The sequence below is a fragment of the Shewanella frigidimarina NCIMB 400 genome (genome assembly GCF_000014705.1).
In the GTDB taxonomy this organism is placed as follows: Bacteria; Pseudomonadota; Gammaproteobacteria; order Enterobacterales; family Shewanellaceae; genus Shewanella; species Shewanella frigidimarina.
On record NC_008345.1, the window covers coordinates 4,249,530 to 4,266,988 of the forward strand.

Consider the following 17,459-nt stretch of genomic DNA (forward strand, 5'->3'; position numbering starts at 1 on the left):
GATTTAATCGCAGTGCGAGCACACATCACCTACCGTTGAGTATGAAAGCCTTTCAAATCCATTTTATACAAGGGTGCTGGGATCATCTCTGAAGTGATAAAAATGCTGTTACCGTCTGGGCTAAAACCCACGGCTTCGGCTTGCTTTATCGCTGGCAGAGAAATCTCTTGTGGCGGTGTAGAAAACAACGTTAACCAATCACCTGGCTCAGTTTGAGTAAAATAGAACGCGTGAGTGTAGGTTAATACCACCGCCGATAAACCATCAGCTGATATATCCATGGCTGTAGGTTTTCCGGCAAAACCAATCCAGGTATAGATACTGGCGTAATCGAGCATGGCGGTTGGTAAAGGCGCGATTTCGCCTAGCTTTTTGGCTTGCTTGTTAACCATTTGAACCGATGAATTGTTGGAAACGCTTTGTCCTAAAGCTGGAGCCATTAATGGCAGCTCGAATAATATTGGTAATTTATCGCGTTTGCTCAGTAACAGTATTTTTTGCTTAGCCACATCAACGGCTACAGATTCACAATCGTGTGCACCATCTGGGTAGGTAAATGTCATGCTCCAAACGGGTTTAGCCGACAGTGTTTTTTGGCCATTCAGTTGGCTTAAATCAGGCTCTTTGATCAGATGTAGCTGATATTGCGATCGTTTCGCTTGGTTATCACCCACATCGGCGATCAATAAATACGATTCACCTTGGTAAACGAACGAGGCGATGTCTTCCCAATCGTTATTCTTAACGCCTGTAATGTTAACTGTCGCCAACTGATGACCTTGGGTATCAATGGCAAAAATCCTTGCGGTGTCACCACTGTCGTTATGTAGCCACAATATATTGTCGTTGAGCCTCGATACCGCCAAACCACTGGCTTCGTCAATAGTCGGAGCAGTAATGCTACCCGCTTGGATCATGCCTATCGGCATAGCACATGCACTGGTAGATAACGCCAACATCACATATATACACAGCTTTAACGGGGTGAAAAGGGGCAGAATTTTGGGCATTAACACGGGTCCATTGAGGTATCAGTAACGAGCAAGCCAGTATTCTACCCAATTTGAAATAGAAAAGTGCCAATGTTTACACTGAGGTTAATTTATTTATCCGTTAGATAAGCTGAGTTTGTGTAGCGTTATCTTGTTATTAAACAAAAAAAGGCCACTTTCTTTGTTCCGAAGAAAGTGGCCATGCACATTTTTAGCGATTGAAATGATGAATAAAAACCACTAAAAACAAGTACTCTTTTATACGTAACTCTTGAACGCACTATTACACGTAACGATTAAACCTATTAATACTCATAGCTAAATTGCAAAGTGAACTCTGTGCCAGGGTCTTTAGCGTACACTTGCAGATCTTGCTGTTCGTATTCAGTGGTTTCACCTAAGATATTTTTCGCTTTTACTTTTACCGTAACGCTATCTGTCGGGAAGAAACTATAGGTAAAATCAAGGCTATGGAATGGCTTTTCAAATACATCGTCTAAACCACCACGGCCACCATAAGCAATACGTTCACCAAACACGTTATACACTAATGTGGCACTGTGATAACTGTCTGACGAGTCGTAACTTAACTGTAAGTTAGCCACCCATTGTGAATGTCCGGTCATGCGGCGCGTTTTATTGGTTGGGTCAATTTCGCCGTTAGCAGCGATATCGATTTCTGAGTCACCTAGAGTTAAGTTACCCGCAACAAAGAAGTCTTCCCAAATGCTGCCATCGCGACCCAAAAACTCAAGCTCTTGTAAGAACTCGGTTTCAAGACCGTACACATAACCCGACTGCGCGTTATAAAACTTGAGCTGACGCCCTGCTTCTGAAATACGTTGAATCGGCTCAATCGGTGCATCTACATCTTTATAGAATGCGCCCATGCTGAAATTATTACCCGAATCAGAATAGTATTCCCAACGTAAATCTAAGTTAAGAATGTCTGAACTCTTTAACTCTGGGTTACCGAAGAAGTCAAAACCAGTAACTGGATCTTGGAATCGAACCGGTGACACTTCACGTAGATCTGGTCGTACAATGGTTTTACTCGCGCCAAAACGCCATTGGGTGGTGTCGGTTTGTTTCCAGGTTAATGACAACGATGGGAACCAACCGTCTTCTGCTATCACGTAGTCAGATAACTGATAACGACCACCTTCATCTGATATTTCACCATTGGGGTCGATAGGCAAAGTGACGCGACGAAAATCTTCATAACGAATACCAGCATAGACGCGCCAAACATCGTCAAAGTCGATGTCCATGCTCACAAATGCAGCGTCGTTTTTCTCGGCGGCAATGTAGTCTTCAGTGTCAGTTGATGCGTCTTTCAGCTCTAGCCCTAAGGTATTGTCGGTAATGTTTTTATCAGAGAAAATCTCATCAAAATCACCCGCTAAAATAGCGCCATTGGCATCGGTTGGACTTAAATCGACATCAAACCCTAAGCGAGTTGCATAGCTTTCGCGAGTACGCTCAAAGTATTCATAGCCGGTAGTCAGTTTAACCACGGCGCCGTCTAGATTAATTGGATACATAAAGTCCCAAGCATAGTTTTGGCTATCATCTTCTAGGCGACTGTAGACATACTTGGGTGCATCTTGAGTATTGAGGTTACGTGATAATAACTGGTTGCTGTCGTCTAAAATCACGTTGTAGGTATACGACACTTCATTTGGTGCATAACGCTCTGAGCGCGCATCGGAGAACTTCCAATTAAATTCAGCGTCATTCAAATATTCAATAAAATGATGACCTTTAATTTGGTTACTGATAAGCGAACGTTCTTCATAATCAATGGCGTAAACTTGCAGTGCATTTGGCTCACCCAAAGTATCGATGGTTTCTTCAATCCCCATAGACACATCATCTGAAGTGTCTTGCAGGTAAGTAGTGAAGGTTTCGATTTTATGGTTGTAGCCAATCTCTAAGCCTAAGTTAAGCATGCCAGACACTTGGACTATTGAGTCGGTACCAACGATGTCTTTCTGGTTTTCAACTTGTACTTGGCTGCTATCACCATCAAGCTCAACTTCACGTTTAGTGTAGTTTTCAGCTTGCTTCTTGTAAGACACGGCTGACAATGCACCAAAGATAATATCGTCGGTAATGTCCCAACGATCACCAATGGCGATATCGCCGCGCATTGCAGGGTCTGTACTTTGGCTGTGTACCGTCATATCGCGGTACATGTCTAGTGCTAGTTCGCGGTTAACTTTTTGTGCTGCTGGGTAATTTATAGCGCCATTAGAGTTGCTGACGATATCAATTGGGCTAATTCCACCATATTGATTAATGGTGTTATTAATGTTGCTTGGCATGCTGCGAGTGCCATCGTCTTGGCCAGTCCAATCATCGCCACCACCGTTGTAGGTGTAGCTGTCATTTGAGTCATTGGTGTTATAACGACCGCCTACTGACGCTTTAAAGAAGAAGTCGGCCGGAATTGATTTAGTGCGAATATCAACATGCCCGCCACCAAATGCGGCAGGTGAATTAGCTGAGGCAGACTTTTGCACCGATAATGATTCAATGATCGATGCAGGAAACATATCTAAAGGTACTACGTTACGGGTTGGGTCTGGCGATGGCACTGTCGCGCCATTCAGTGAGGTACTTGAATAACGCTCACCTAAGCCACGAACATAAATGAATTTGCCATCTTTTAAGGTTAAACCTGTCACACGACGAAGCGCTGCGGCTGCATCACCGTCACCGGTTCTTGAAATTTGTTCTGAGCCCATAATATCGGCTACAGCAATTTGTTCACGACGTTCTTCAGTTGCTTCCGATGCAGAGCTACGTAAACGCCCAGTAACTGAAATCACTTCTATCGGTTCAATTGGAATCACTTCACCAGGATCACGAACAGGCGCTGGTTCTTGCGAGTATACGGGGGTAGCTGTTAATAGTGTCGCCGCAGAAATCACAGAGATAATGGCAAGACTTAACTTATTAACGGTAAAACTCGGCTTGGTTTTCATACTTAACTATCCTGTATGCGGTTCAGAGATAACCGCCCTTGCGGGCGGCTATTAATAGGTCACAGATTAAGGTTATCGAGGTGATTACTGTGGAAAGTAAGCCCAACCTTGACGCCAGTCATTCTGGCCATCGAATGCACCAATAAAGTTGGTTGATTCGAAAAAGCTATCATCAGTGCTTAAGTCTTTACCTTTGCCAAGTAGCGTTGTATCTGTTGCTGCTGGCATACCGTCAGTGATAGTCACTGCAGCTGTTGAGTTTCCTTCTTGGCCCATGAACCAGGTTTCAACATTCACAGCGTCTGCTGTTGCGGCATTATCAGAGCTGTACTTAAAGGGCTCGTTACAGTCGATAATTGAATGAGACATGGTTAGCGTTTTGCTGTTTACGTTGTCGACTAAACCAGCGTAAGAGCCATCTAACTCTAAACATTCGCCAGACTCAGTATCAGCAGTGCTGCCTTTACGACCTTGAACTAACACGTTGTATAACTCACCAGCAGTAGCAACACGTAACAAGATACCTTCACCTTTATCGCCACTTGCGTTAGCAATATCTGTACCCGGTAAAATAGTGAAGTTAGCTAATTTTGGCGCCGACACTGGGGTATCAGTAGCACCTTTATGGCTATCACCTTCGATACCACGGTTAGCATTACCGTCTTCGTGAGTGATATACACAAACTGTGCTTTACCTGTCCAACCGTTAGTCCAATCTAAGCTGTCATCGAAGTTTTCAGTTAAGTACACATATTTCAAGTTAACTGCACCACCCCAAAACTCAACACCGTCGTCGCCGTTAGCGTGAATTTGAATATGGTCGACTTGAGTTCCGCTGCCCACAGCCGCAAATGAGATACCGTTCATTTCTTGAGTATCATTCACTTTAAAGCCAGCATACTTAATCACTACGTAGCTGATTTGACCGCTGTTATCAGCGTTGTTGTTACCACCGTACGGGAAGTCACCGACTTCAAACGACGCTGAACAAGCATTATGATCAGGACATGTATTAGTTAAACCATTACCTAGAATAACCAATCCCCCCCATTGACCACGTTCGCCACTTGCACCCGCAATCACATCCTCTTCAGAGGTCATTTCAATTGGGTGAGTTGCACTACCTTGAGCCATAATTTTTGAGCCACGACTCACCGCGATAAAGCTGTTAGATGTCGCGAATAACTTAGTGCCCGCTTGAATAGCCAATGTTGCAGGCGTGGTGTTATCTCCACCCACGACGACTGCACCGCCATCAATTTTGTACATTACGTTTTGGCCAGCGAGAAGAGTCGTGTTGCTTAAAACATTACCTTCAAGGGTACAAATTAAGGTAATTGATGCATCTTTATATAAACCTGCTGTTGCAGCTGAAGCTGTTGTGCCTACTGGACAAGAGGTTAATACTGGTAATGCTGTCGGTGTTGGCGTTACATCGTCATGAATGGCTGTGGTCCAGCCTTCCGTCCAATCGTTAGTGCCATCAAATGCACCAATGTAGTTAGCATTAACCAAACGCGCATCAAGGTTAGCCAAATCTGCTTTGCCAGCCGTTAATGCAACAGATGATGAATTAGGCATGTAATCGGTTAAATCTGCTGCTGCAACTAGGTTATCCGCTTGCCCTTTGTACCAAGCTTCAACATCTAGCGCTAAAGTACGGCCTTCTGCAGCATCTGCCTTGGCATTTTTGAACGGTTCAACACAGTCAATTAAGCTGTTTTGCATCGTCAATTCTGCCGTGTTGGCGTTGTTAACGGTATTGTCGTCGTTAACCTCTAAACATTCGCCAGAATCAACGTCACCTTTAACAAGAATGTTATAGGTATTCACGCCAGTGCCTTTACGGAATAAAATACCTTCCGCATCGTCACCACCACTGTTGGTGCCGTTAGCAACCTGAATAGTAAAGTTGGCTAACACTGGTTTGGACATAGGTACAGCACTTGCGTCACTGTTACTGTCGGCTTCAATACCACGGTTAGATGCGTTATCAGCTTGACGAATATAAACGTGCTGCGCACTACCTTGCCAACCGTTAGTCCAATCTAACGAGTCATCAAAGTTTTCTGTCAGTACGATATTTGTTACTGAAACATTACCACCCCAGAATTCAAAACCGTCATCGTTATTCATGTGAACTTGTACGTGGTCAATTTCAGTACCCGCACCCACACCGGCAAAACTAATACCGTTCATTTCTTGGGTGTCATTGATTTTGAAACCACCAAACTCAACACGTACATACTTGATTGAACCTGAATTGTCTTCGGTGTCATTACCACCGTAGCTGTGGTTACCCACTTCAAAAGACGCTGAACAATTAGTTAAATCTGGGCAGGTGTTTACTGGCGCATTACCCAATAACACTAAACCACCCCACTGACCCGCTTTACCTTCTTGGCCTAAAGCCGTTTCAACAGACGTAAATACGATAGGGGCAGTTGCAGTACCATCAGCCATAATTTTAGAACCACGGCTAACCACTAAATATGAATCGCTGCCACCTAAGATTTTGGTGCCAGGTAATATCGATAACTCAACCGCATTGGCATTGTCGCCACCGGCAATCACTGCACCATCAAGCTGCCATACAACGTCATTACCTAATACGATTTTGTCGCCATCTTGGCCACCAGTGGTAATTGTTGATGCTGCTGTAGAAGGTGCAAGAGTTCCCTTTAATACCCAAACTTCTTTACCATCAACGGCTGTCATGGTGGTGCTTTTAGTTGCAAAGCCACTGTATGATTTTTGTTGTTCTGTCTGAGTGGGTGTAGTTGGAGTTGTTGGCGTAGTCGGTGTAACAGTATCGCTACCCGCATTGATATTAATATCACCACCACAACCAGCGAGCCCTAATGTTGCAGCAAGGGCTGTAGAAAGTGCAGTAAGTTTAAAAATGTTTTTCAGTTCCATTGTCATCTCCGAAGACGGATTTAAGCGTGTGAGTTAGTTGGCTGGATGACAAGCTAACCTGCAAAAATGACAAAAAGACTGCGCAAACATGACAGTCACATTTCATTAACATTACAGAAATGTGCAAATCCAATGGCTATGCAGCTTAGGAGGATATTTGAATGGCATAAATTTTTAACAAAAAAAGCGAAAATATAACGTTTTAGGTCTAATCAACTTAATAATAGCTAACATAAACGGTCCACAAACCAAAAATAATGGCGCACAACCCTGCGGGTCTGAATGCTTTGACACAATATGAGGCAGACCATAAAGCAAACTTTTTGTGATATTTTTCGGTCATAAAAACAAGAATAATTGCAATAATAAACAATAAATTACCTATCACTTCGAACACTAATGGCGATGAAGTGTTATGCGCATCGAGTAGTAATACACTCCCGAGAACTAACCGAGATATAATTTCAATGTAATGGAAATAGCGTTGATGGCTAAAACGAACAATTTGATCTGCAAAATGCGCTGGAGCCAACATCATGAACAGGCCAAAACTGAATGTTATTACGCCCCACAAGCTAATGAATATGGCCATGTTAACTCCAAGAGATACTGCTTACGCTAATATTAACACCTCACTAATGAGGTAAATATGTTAACTAAAAATGTCGCATCCACTATCAACAAGATGATTAAGCAAGATGCCTCAACAAAAAAGGCTAAGGCTGGTGGCTATTTATTACCCTTTTATAGTCTAATAAACACACGGCAATGACATTAATCAAACCGACTCTGAAGATATAAAAAAATATTAATAAATGCTCATGAAATAAGTTTAGACGATTTTAATGCTAAAATAGCCATTTGATACAATCTTCATCACACAAGGAGTGCCCATATGCCACCAGATATTATTATTTTAGGGATCTCCATACTTATCGCCATTGGCATTTTACTTCATCATCCATCCAAAACTTTAGGTTTACCATCGTTACTGATCTTTATGGGTGTCGGCTTGGCATTTGGCAATGGTGAATTTGGTTTTGTATATGACGATCTTCAGCTTACTTCAGTGATTGGCACCTTAGCATTAAACACCATAGTATTTGTGGGTGGCCTAAATACCCCAATGAAACACATTAAGTTTTCTTGGAAAGAAGGTGGCATGTTATCCACTGTGGGGGTGATATTCACTACCATTATTTTTGGCTTTATCTTGAATGCATTACTCGACTTTAACCTCATTACTTGCATGTTGTTTGCCGCGGTAGTGTCGTCTACCGATGCAGCGGCCGTATTCTCTATTTTAGAGTCAAAAAAACTTAAATTAAAACACGGTACGGGCACCATTTTAGAATTCGAATCGGCTACCAACGACCCTGTGGCCTTGTTAATGGTGGTGATGTTAACCGACTTTATTATCAATAGTGCCAACGGCGCACCTACTGCACTTTCAGTGTTATCGAGTCTCGGCCAGCAAATTGGTGTTGGGGCGGTAGTGGGGTTAATAATGGGTAAAATGGCCGTTTGGGCACTTAATCGCATTAAACTGCCTGAATTTGGACTTATCCCCGTTTTTATTTTAGCCAGCTTTGCCATCACAGTATCAAGCACAGAAATCTTAGGGGGGAACGAGCTTATTGCGGTTTATATTGCAGGGGTGATCATTGGCAACTACTTAAAGAAGGGTGCTGAAGTCAGTAAGCATTTCTTTAATGGTATATCGTGGTTAGCTCAGTCATTAATGTTCATCATTTTAGGTTTGCAGATATTCCCGCAGCAATTATTGCCGGTGTTCATAGCCTCATTGCTACCGGCTATATTACTTATTGTCGTCGCGCGCCCATTGGCTGTGCAGCTGTGCTACTTGCCATTTAAACAAGCTAATTGGCGCAAACGTTTGTTTGTTTCTATGATCGGATTAAAAGGTGCTACGCCAATTGTTTTTGCACTTATTCCCGCAGCTGCAGGAGTAGAGGGGTCGCGTGAAATGATCCACATGGTGTTTTTCATTGTACTGATGTCGGTCATTGTCCAAGGCGCCGCTATCGAGCCGCTCGCCAATAAACTAGGCCTAAAACTGCAGCCCAAAAAGCCAGATCTATAAAAATGATTCAATGCCTCATAGCAATGAGGCATTGAATCATTTTCAGTATCTTTGTTATTAGTTATTTTACCGTGATTCTCTCAACTGATTTATCAGGCTGATGGATCACATAGTCTAACTGTACTTGTAGGTCTTTAAACCCAGTTGCAGAGGGTTGATACTTCCATTGTTCAAGTGCCTCAACTGCCGATGCATCAAACACTTGTTTCGGCGACGACTTAGTCACTCTAACATTGTTCACACTGCCATTTGGACTGATATCAAATGACATTTGCACATAGCCATTAAGCCCTTCTTTAGCAGCATCAATTGGGTAGCTAGGCTCAATTCTTATCACAGGCATCGCCATAGCATCGGCTTTGTTTTCAACGCTAAGATTATTACCTGCAAATACCTGCTGATTAAACATAAAGGCACCAACACCAATAGCCAATGTCATTCCAATCAATGTTAAGGTGCTTTTTCCATGTTGCTTTTTCATCTGTAAGATCCTCTCTTTTAAGATGGTTTTATCCCCATAATGGGTGTGTAACATGCTCAAAGGTGCATGTTGTGAATAGGCCAGTAGTGTTCTGCTATAGGCAATTTTAGCTTGGGCTTTCATGCTGGCAGTGACCTGCGCATCGCATGACAATTCTTGATCTTGTCTAAAACGGCGATAGCTCAACCACATCAACGGATTGAACCAAAACAATACGGTTAATCCATAAGCCAGGGCATTTGCCCATAAATCACCACGTTGATAGTGATAAATCTCATGCTGAATAATGGCTTGCTGCTGGCTTTCTTCGAGTAACGTAAAGCTTGTTGGTACCAAAATACTGGGGGTAATAAACCCTGCGAGCATAGGTGATTCAATATCTGGATGGGCTAATACGTTAAGCTTTACAGAAGGAATATCTAGCTGACATCCACGCTGGATTAACCGTTGCAGGTAGCCGTATTCCATCACGATATTAGCGACTAATAACGTGATAACGATACCGTAGAGATATGGCAGATATAATAAGTCAAATAAGCCTGCCGACAACGCAGCGGTATCGCTAGCAAACACATAATACTGCTGGATGATTGAGGCTGCGTTATTGCTACCAAACCAGCTAAAGTGGTGCGGTAATATCATTTGCAGTAAATCTGCAATGATTAAGAGTGGCACGGATATCCACATAAAATAGGTATAGTGCGCCCCAAATTTAGACAATATAAACCGGTGCAATACCAGTAATACTAAACACACCACGCTCAATGAGATGGTTTGTTCCATAAACCAATTAATCATCACTTTTGTTCCTTCTGCCAATCATCAAGTAAGGTTTGCAGTTCGGCGACATCTTCTGCCGACAGCTTGTTCTTTTGCGCAAAACCGGCAACCAATGGGGTTAACTTGCCAGCAAACATGCGGTCCACAAAAGAAAGCGATTCTTTAACGGTATAGTCCTGCTGAGCAATTAATGGTGAGTAATGGTAAACCCGACCTTGTTTTTCAAAACTGACGGCTTGTTTTTTGACTAAACGATTAAGCAAGGTTTTAACCGTTTTTTCATGCATGTCATGGCTTTGTTCTAATGCATCAACCACTTCACTCGAGGTCAATGGCGACTGCAGCCAAAGCTGCTGCAACACGACTAATTCACTATTGCTGATTTCTTTCATGCGATACCGCTCATTTGTTGTTAGAACTTATTAGATTATAAATGGATTACAGATGTAATCTGCCTATTTAAATTACAACTGTAATCTTAAATAGGCAAGTATTATTTTCGAGCGGTTTACGAATGAAAATGAAAAAGCCTAATCAGATAATTAGGCTTAAAATTGAAATGTTATTTAGCTAATTGGCTTTATTTCGATAATAACTTATCTCGATACAACCACTGATAAACCGTCGGCAACACCAGTAAAGTCAAAGCAGTTGAGCTAAACAAGCCGCCAATGATCACCACCGCTAATGGTTGTTGAATTTCACTGCCCACACCAGATGATAACAAGATAGGGATCAGCCCCAATGCAGAGGTGAGTGCCGTCATTAACACCGGTCGTAACCGCCCTACCGTGCCTTGATAAACACTGTCGTACAGACTTTCATCTGATGACTGTCTACGTTGGTTAATCGAGTCCACCAGCACCACACCATTCAACACAGCAACACCAAACAAGGTGATAAAACCGATTGAACTGGGCACCGACAAATAGGTGCCAGTGACATATAAAGCCACCACGCCGCCGATTAATGCCAATGGCACGTTAGCCATAATCAATGCCACCTGTTTGAGTGAACCAAACGAGAAATACAACAATAAACCAATAAGTCCGATAGAAATGGGCACCACCAACATTAGCTTTTGTTGCGCCCGTTGCTGGTTTTCATATTGGCCGCCCACCACAACCGTATAGCCCGCAGGTAACTCCGCTTGCGGCACAATGGCATAAATATCGTTGACCACCGAACCCATGTCACGCCCCGATACATTAGCCTGCACCACCACTCGGCGCTGTACATCGTCACGACGAATATTCGGCGGCGCCATTTCAATCACCACATCAGCGAGATCGCCCAAGCGTACAATCGCGCCATTAGCACCACTGAGTAGCAAGTCTTCAATCGCATCTGGCGCATTACGATATTGCGCTGCTAATCGTAGATTAATGTCATAACGGGCGTTACCATCAATCACTTGGCCAGCACTGGCACCACCAATACCTTGAGTGACTAAACTCATGACTTCATCGACGCTAATACCATAGCGAGCGAGTACTTCACGTTTAGGTCGAACCACTAACTGAGCTTCACCGCTGACTTGTTCTAGCGACACATCAACCGCCCCAGGAATGGCAGCGACTAAATCGGTTAACACCTGACCTTTTTCCGACAATATGCTCAAATCGGGGCCAAATATCTTAATCGCTAACTGCGCTTTAACGCCCGATAACAACTCATCGACTCGAGTCGCTATCGGTTGTGAGAAGGTTAACAATAATCCTGGGAATATCGCTAGCCGTTGCTCCATCAAACGCTGTAGCTCAAAGCGCGAACTTGCCGATGTCCATTGCTCTATCGGCTTAAGGCCAATATATATTTCAATATTACTCACAGGTTCAGGGTCGCCGCCAAGTTCGGGAGCCCCGATTCGACTTAACGCATATTCCACCTCGGGAAACTCAAGCAGCATGGCTTCAATTTTAGGCGCGACGTTAACCGAAGTGGCCAAACTGGCTGTAGGCGCCAGTGTCACCCGTAAGTTGATGGTGCCCTCTTCTAATTCAGGCACAAATTCAGTGCCTAGCTTTGGCAATAACAGCATGCTTGCAGCAAACAAAACAACTGCCGCTAACATCACCGATTTAGGGCTTGATAACACTAGCGTGAGTACTCGTCGATAGACTGCGTCAATGGGGGCCAACACTTTGCTTTGACGCACTACAATACCGCGTTTAAATAGAAACACCGCCAATGCAGGCACCGCAAATAACGCCACCACTAATGCCGCCATCATGGCGAGAATAATGCTCACGGCCATAGGTTGAAATAATTTACCCTCTACACCTTCAAGAGCAAATAACGGCATAAATACTACGATGATAATCGCTGTTGCAAAGAAGATAGGACTGCACACTTCTTTTGCCGCCAGCATGATCCTAATCGCCATGCTTTGGGTTTGAGATTCTGATTCACTATCAACATGAGCTTCAGTAGATTGGTTGGCGCCAGTTTCGCCACTAACATGTTTAAAGATGTTTTCGACCATCACCACTGAACCATCAACTAGCATACCGATCGCGACAGCAAGACCACCTAAAGACATTAAGTTAGCTGACATGCCGTAATAAGACATGATCAATAACGCGATCCCGATCGACACTGGGATCGACAGTAATACCAACAATGTCGCCCGTATATTGACCAGAAACAACGCCAAAATAATCACGATAAACCCAAAGGCCATCAATAGCGCTTCAACCACAGTAGTGACCGCTTTATCGACTAAATCCGCCTGGTCGTAAAACACCTCAAATGACACTCCTTTTGGCAAGGATTGTTCAATTAAACTAATACGTGAATTGATGTCGTCAATAGTGGCTTTGGTATTGGCGCCCATGCGTTTAAGCACAACGCCTGCAACCACTTCACCTAGCGCTTGTACATCGGACGACGAGCCATTAGCCGCTGCTTGCCTACGCGACATGGTCACTGCACCGACTCTTATTTCGCTACCAAAAGCCACATTAGCAATGTCGGCCACTCGTATTGGCGTGCCATTGATTTCGGTTAACGGAATGTCGGCAATGGCCTGTAAACCTGCGTCGCCAGCGGGCAACAAACCATAACCACGAACCACTAATTGCTCCTGGCCTTGGTCCATAAACCAACCACCAGCATTACGGTTATTACTTTCCAATGCTTGGCTAACTTGGCTCATCGACAAGCCATAACTGCGCAGTTTATTAGGATCAACTTGCACTTGGTATTGCAACACCTCGCCGCCAAACGACAGCACCTCAGTCACCCCACTCACCGGCATTAATATCAACTTCACTAAATAGTCATTTAAGCTCCGCAGCTCAGATGCGCTGATATTGGTTTCGGGTTCAGCCCGTAAAATGTATTGATAAATTTGCCCTAAACCAGAGGTATTCGGGCCAATTTCAGGGTTACCGACACCCGCAGGAATCGACTCTTTTGCAGCTTGCAGTTGTTCAAACACTTGCTGACGTGCAAAATAAATATCGGTACCTTCGGCAAACACCACTGTCACTAACGATAAACCAGTACGTGATAATGAACGCACCTCGGTCACCGCCGGTAATGCATACATTGCCGATTCGACAGGATAGCTAATCAGCTTCTCGACCTCTTCTGCCGCCAACCCTTCCGCTTCAGTATTAATGGTCACCTGCACATTGGTGACATCCGGAAACGCATCTAGATTTAACTTCGGTAACATGAATACCGATGCCACCACAGTGGCCAGTAATCCAAGTAACACCAATAACCGCTTTTCAACGGCAATCTCAATTAATTTATATAACATTATGATGCCTTAGCGCTTAGTGGTTATGGATATCAAAGCCAGATTTTGCTTGCTCAGATGCTAAGAAAAAAGCACCAGATACAACAACGCGAGTTTGTGGTACTAAACCACGAATAAAACTCAGTCCACGTTGACGCTCTACCACAGAAACTTCTACTGCACTAAATCCACCGTCTTGTTCTATGAACACCTGCCAATCACCATCACCACTGCGTGTTAACGCAGCATCTGGCACAATAAACCCAAGCGGCTCTGCCCCTTGATTTGCTGCTAGGTATAATTCGGCAAACTCACCAGCATGTAAGTCATGGCCAGGGTTTGCCATACGCACTAATACTTGCTCAGTGCGGGTTTGCGAGTTAATTTCATGCGAACGTCCAATAATGACACCCTCTCGAGTACGGCTTCCCACTCGCACCAAAACATCGGTGCCCATATTGACTTGATCTGCTTGTAATGGCGTCAGTTCAGCCTCCACCCACAAATACGATTCATCAGTCAGTTGCATCAAAGGTGTGCCCGCGGTTAGCACTTGTCCTACTGTGGCAATATCTTGCTGAACCCGCCCATTTATGGGAGCCAATAACTGAAACTGGCCAATTGAACTTGGCGATGTTGCTAGCTCGGCTATCTGTTTTGTGGACATCATTACCGACTGTAAAATGGCACGTTTAAGCTCTGCATTGACTTCGGTTTGCATACGCTGGCTGGCACTAATCGTTCCTTGGCTCATGCGCTTTATACGATCCCACTCCGTTGCAGCATTAACGTAATCGGCTTGCGCCGCAGCAATATCTGCCCCGCCGATAGTCAATAATGGTTGGCCTTTTTGCACCTGTTGCCCTGGCACCACATGGCGCTTAAGCACCTGCATATCTAATTGCGGCGCTATGGTGATAGTTTTGTCTTTATCTACAACCAGCTGAGCGGTGGCAACGGCCTGTAAATTAAACGCGGTCGCACTTAACTGTGCCACTTCCACTCCCGCGAGTTGGCGCTGCTCTGCACTAAGGTTAACAACGACTCTTGATGAGCGGCCTCGGTTGATTCACTGCTGGCTTGCACAGCCGAACTAGACAGTGCAAATAATGATAGCAATAGCGCTACACTGAACAATAATGCTCGCGAAACGCTGGAGTTCATGCGGTCATATTGTCGAATGCTTGGCAGAGAGATGGAGCGAGTGCCTAGCAGAATATTTAACTGAGCACGATTCACAAAACGATTCACAAAATGATTCACTAAATGGCTCAACATAGCGTTGGCATTTAATGCTGCCAATAAAGGTAGTGCTGGGACTGATTTGATTTTCATGGTTAATCCTAAAAACAATCTAGACCGTCGACAATAAATATCAACGGAAATAGGCTTAGCCACCGTCATTCAAGCGAGATATCACGCCATGATGGAATGCAGAAAAGCATTCATTAGCACAATAACAGCGAATATAGAGGTGAAGCTAAACAGTAAAAACGTGTTTTAAAGGGGTTAAACGATAGGAGGGCGATAAGTAGGGAAAGACTCAGGAGGTAAATAGTTAAGTTTGGTATCGGTAAAAAGGTCATGAAAATGTTCACTAACAACATTATCGTTAAGCTTAGCAAGTGCCACATGACCACCATGACACTGACAATCTAAACAGACATCAACTTGCTCAACATCGGTAACATTGTCAGCATGCTGATGATCATCATTGACCGAATGCAGCAATGAACCGTCAAGTGCACAAATACAATCGACACACTCGGCGAGGCTTATCACTTCGGTAGTAAACTGAAGATGTGGATGGTTATTTTGCTCTTCGCTGCTGTTACCCGCGTGTAATTGATGCGCACCTAAATTGGCACCCACAAATTGCAGTAGTACTAAAGCAATCAATAATTTGGCTATGTTAGCCATAAAAGGCAAAACAGTATGACTCAACCACCCACTCCTAAACGATATTATTTAAATACGCAGTGCTTAGCGTAATCAGCTGCTTCATTGGCAGTCCAATCACCACTTTCTTTTTCTTTCATTTGCTTACACCAAGCTTCACTACCCACTTCTGGAGCACATGCCGTTAAGCTAAGGGTTAACAATAATGCACTTGATACGGCAAACAACTTTGACAATGACATAAGCTATCCTTTTCTAAAATAATAAAATCTAGGGTCTGATGACCTTTCGAGATGAATTCTGCAGTAGTTTGTGATAATTAGCTACAGCTTAGAACTTATGGTGTAGCAATGTTCGAAACAAATAAGCGATAACCGAGTAAAAAGGTGCCAGCAAATAATTTACAGGCCCCTTAGCACAGAGATCGTTTGGCAATCCAAGTAATGGCTTCTTGTTTACGCTCTAATGGAAACCATGCAACTTCGCCCTGCATAAAGGGTCCCATCAGCCTAACAGAATTACCCACCCAATCTGGGCCGCCCACAAACACTAATGCATCAAACGCAGGTAACTGAACTTCTCCGCTACCGGTTAATGAGCCAAACTCCCAGCCTTCTAACAACACATCAGCTTCAATATAAAGACACACTTGATTCCAGTCTTTACGATAACTCTTAATGGCGGGCTGTAAACGGGTACGGTAATCTTGTGCCGATAAACGGCCACTGACAAATAAGCTGATGACACCTTTAGTGATATCGGGGATTTGGCATAACATAACAACGGCAACTCCGGCCCTCTAATTAGGCCATAGAACAGACTTTATACGGTGATGTTATCGTGTAAAGCGACAATGGCGCTCATGATAACAAAACTATTCTAGTTATTTCATTAAATATGTAATAACTCTGAGGCCTGTCAGGCTTTTTAGTTCAATACCCATGCTAAGGCTAAACCACTTCTTGCCATACATGTCACAGCAGACAACCCTGAAAAGTTTCCCAGATTGCGGTAGAATGTAACTACAGCACATAAACATGCCGCGTTAAAAACAGTAAGCAGCGTTACAGGTTTATGACCGTTAATTAAGGGGAACACTACAACCGAATGATACAAATAACTCAACGCGTCATATTGCAAGATAACGAAATTGAATGGCAGTTTGTCCGTTCAAGTGGTGCGGGTGGCCAGCATATCAATAAAGTATCAACCGCAGCGCAACTCAGCTTTGATATTGCCTCATCTTCTTTACCCGAGTTCTACCAACAAAAGCTGCTTGAAAAAGCCGATCACCGTATTACCAAAAGTGGCAAAGTAATTATAAAATGCCAACAATCACGCAGCCAAGATTTTAACCGCCAAACCGCACTGGAACAATTTATTGAACTGGTAAGAAGTGTTGGCATAGTACAAAAAGCCCGTATACCAACCAAAGCGACAAAAGGCAGCCAAAAGAGACGCATTGAAACCAAAAAACAACGCGGTGCCACTAAAGCGATGCGCCAAAATAAATCTGATTATTAATAAGTCATTAGTAAATAATTAG

14 protein-coding genes are annotated in these 17,459 nt (G+C 43.7%); 2 read left to right on the top strand and 12 right to left on the bottom strand.

Annotated elements, in window-relative coordinates:
- Positions 1-29: 29 nt before the first annotated feature.
- The 4 genes from SFRI_RS21090 to SFRI_RS18415 form a co-directional block, all read right to left on the bottom strand.
- The gene (locus SFRI_RS21090; protein ID WP_011638996.1) at positions 30-1,010 is read right to left on the bottom strand and encodes a hypothetical protein; all 981 of its coding nucleotides are present in this window, start codon (positions 1,008-1,010) and stop codon (positions 30-32) included.
- Positions 1,011-1,297: 287 nt separating this feature from the next.
- Positions 1,298-3,982, bottom strand: a complete 2,685-nt coding sequence (locus SFRI_RS18405) for a TonB-dependent receptor domain-containing protein (RefSeq protein ID WP_011638997.1) — start codon at positions 3,980-3,982, stop codon at positions 1,298-1,300.
- A gap of 84 nt (positions 3,983-4,066) precedes the next feature.
- Positions 4,067-6,901 carry a hypothetical protein gene (locus tag SFRI_RS18410; protein WP_011638998.1) on the bottom strand — a complete coding sequence of 945 codons (2,835 nt, stop codon included), beginning with the start codon at positions 6,899-6,901 and terminating at the stop codon, positions 4,067-4,069.
- Between the two features lie 217 nt (positions 6,902-7,118).
- On the bottom strand, positions 7,119-7,493 hold the full coding sequence (locus SFRI_RS18415) for a hypothetical protein (protein WP_011638999.1): 375 nt from the start codon (positions 7,491-7,493) through the stop codon (positions 7,119-7,121).
- Positions 7,494-7,796: 303 nt separating this feature from the next.
- Here SFRI_RS18415 and SFRI_RS18420 point away from each other — a divergent pair, with 303 nt between their 5' ends.
- On the top strand, positions 7,797-9,005 hold the full coding sequence (locus tag SFRI_RS18420; protein WP_011639000.1) for a potassium/proton antiporter: 1,209 nt from the start codon (positions 7,797-7,799) through the stop codon (positions 9,003-9,005).
- Positions 9,006-9,066: 61 nt separating this feature from the next.
- Here the strand turns inward: SFRI_RS18420 and SFRI_RS18425 are convergent, their stop codons facing one another.
- The 8 genes from SFRI_RS18425 to SFRI_RS18460 form a co-directional block, all read right to left on the bottom strand.
- On the bottom strand, positions 9,067-10,284 hold the full coding sequence (locus tag SFRI_RS18425; protein WP_011639001.1) for a M56 family metallopeptidase: 1,218 nt from the start codon (positions 10,282-10,284) through the stop codon (positions 9,067-9,069).
- On the bottom strand, positions 10,284-10,658 hold the full coding sequence (locus SFRI_RS18430; protein WP_011639002.1) for a BlaI/MecI/CopY family transcriptional regulator: 375 nt from the start codon (positions 10,656-10,658) through the stop codon (positions 10,284-10,286). The genes SFRI_RS18425 and SFRI_RS18430 overlap by 1 nt, the downstream gene beginning before the upstream one ends.
- A 188-nt stretch (positions 10,659-10,846) precedes the next feature.
- Positions 10,847-14,035: an efflux RND transporter permease subunit gene (locus tag SFRI_RS18435; RefSeq protein WP_011639003.1), complete on the bottom strand. Its 3,189-nt coding sequence runs from the start codon at positions 14,033-14,035 to the stop codon at positions 10,847-10,849.
- Between the two features lie 16 nt (positions 14,036-14,051).
- On the bottom strand, positions 14,052-15,011 hold the full coding sequence (locus SFRI_RS18440) for an efflux RND transporter periplasmic adaptor subunit (RefSeq protein WP_011639004.1): 960 nt from the start codon (positions 15,009-15,011) through the stop codon (positions 14,052-14,054).
- Entirely contained in the window at positions 14,999-15,349 is a 351-nt protein-coding gene (locus tag SFRI_RS21600) for a hypothetical protein (protein ID WP_041413232.1), read from the bottom strand. The genes SFRI_RS18440 and SFRI_RS21600 overlap by 13 nt, the downstream gene beginning before the upstream one ends.
- A 174-nt stretch (positions 15,350-15,523) precedes the next feature.
- Complete coding sequence (locus SFRI_RS18450) at positions 15,524-15,934, bottom strand: hypothetical protein (protein WP_011639006.1); 411 nt, start codon at positions 15,932-15,934, stop codon at positions 15,524-15,526.
- Positions 15,935-15,978: 44 nt separating this feature from the next.
- Complete coding sequence (locus SFRI_RS21385; protein ID WP_011639007.1) at positions 15,979-16,155, bottom strand: DUF3012 domain-containing protein; 177 nt, start codon at positions 16,153-16,155, stop codon at positions 15,979-15,981.
- Positions 16,156-16,325: 170 nt separating this feature from the next.
- The gene (locus SFRI_RS18460; RefSeq protein WP_011639008.1) at positions 16,326-16,691 is read right to left on the bottom strand and encodes a SpoIIAA family protein; all 366 of its coding nucleotides are present in this window, start codon (positions 16,689-16,691) and stop codon (positions 16,326-16,328) included.
- A gap of 329 nt (positions 16,692-17,020) precedes the next feature.
- Between SFRI_RS18460 and arfB the strand changes: the two genes are divergently transcribed.
- On the top strand, positions 17,021-17,437 hold the full coding sequence (arfB, locus tag SFRI_RS18465; protein ID WP_011639009.1) for an alternative ribosome rescue aminoacyl-tRNA hydrolase ArfB: 417 nt from the start codon (positions 17,021-17,023) through the stop codon (positions 17,435-17,437).
- Positions 17,438-17,459 lie beyond the last annotated feature (22 nt).

Bases quoted from the DNA above. Each gene is read 5' to 3' on its own strand.
- SFRI_RS21090 (WP_011638996.1), bottom strand. From the start codon at position 1,010: ATGCCCAAAATTCTGCCCCTTTTCACCCCGTTAAAGCTGTGTATATAT.
- SFRI_RS18405 (WP_011638997.1), bottom strand. From the start codon at position 3,982: ATGAAAACCAAGCCGAGTTTTACCGTTAATAAGTTAAGTCTTGCCATT.
- SFRI_RS18410 (WP_011638998.1), bottom strand. From the start codon at position 6,901: ATGGAACTGAAAAACATTTTTAAACTTACTGCACTTTCTACAGCCCTT.
- SFRI_RS18415 (WP_011638999.1), bottom strand. From the start codon at position 7,493: ATGGCCATATTCATTAGCTTGTGGGGCGTAATAACATTCAGTTTTGGC.
- SFRI_RS18420 (WP_011639000.1), top strand. From the start codon at position 7,797: ATGCCACCAGATATTATTATTTTAGGGATCTCCATACTTATCGCCATT.
- SFRI_RS18425 (WP_011639001.1), bottom strand. From the start codon at position 10,284: ATGATTAATTGGTTTATGGAACAAACCATCTCATTGAGCGTGGTGTGT.
- SFRI_RS18430 (WP_011639002.1), bottom strand. From the start codon at position 10,658: ATGAAAGAAATCAGCAATAGTGAATTAGTCGTGTTGCAGCAGCTTTGG.
- SFRI_RS18435 (WP_011639003.1), bottom strand. From the start codon at position 14,035: ATGTTATATAAATTAATTGAGATTGCCGTTGAAAAGCGGTTATTGGTG.
- SFRI_RS21600 (WP_041413232.1), bottom strand. From the start codon at position 15,349: ATGAAAATCAAATCAGTCCCAGCACTACCTTTATTGGCAGCATTAAAT.
- SFRI_RS18450 (WP_011639006.1), bottom strand. From the start codon at position 15,934: ATGGCTAACATAGCCAAATTATTGATTGCTTTAGTACTACTGCAATTT.
- SFRI_RS21385 (WP_011639007.1), bottom strand. From the start codon at position 16,155: ATGTCATTGTCAAAGTTGTTTGCCGTATCAAGTGCATTATTGTTAACC.
- SFRI_RS18460 (WP_011639008.1), bottom strand. From the start codon at position 16,691: ATGTTATGCCAAATCCCCGATATCACTAAAGGTGTCATCAGCTTATTT.
- arfB (WP_011639009.1), top strand. From the start codon at position 17,021: ATGATACAAATAACTCAACGCGTCATATTGCAAGATAACGAAATTGAA.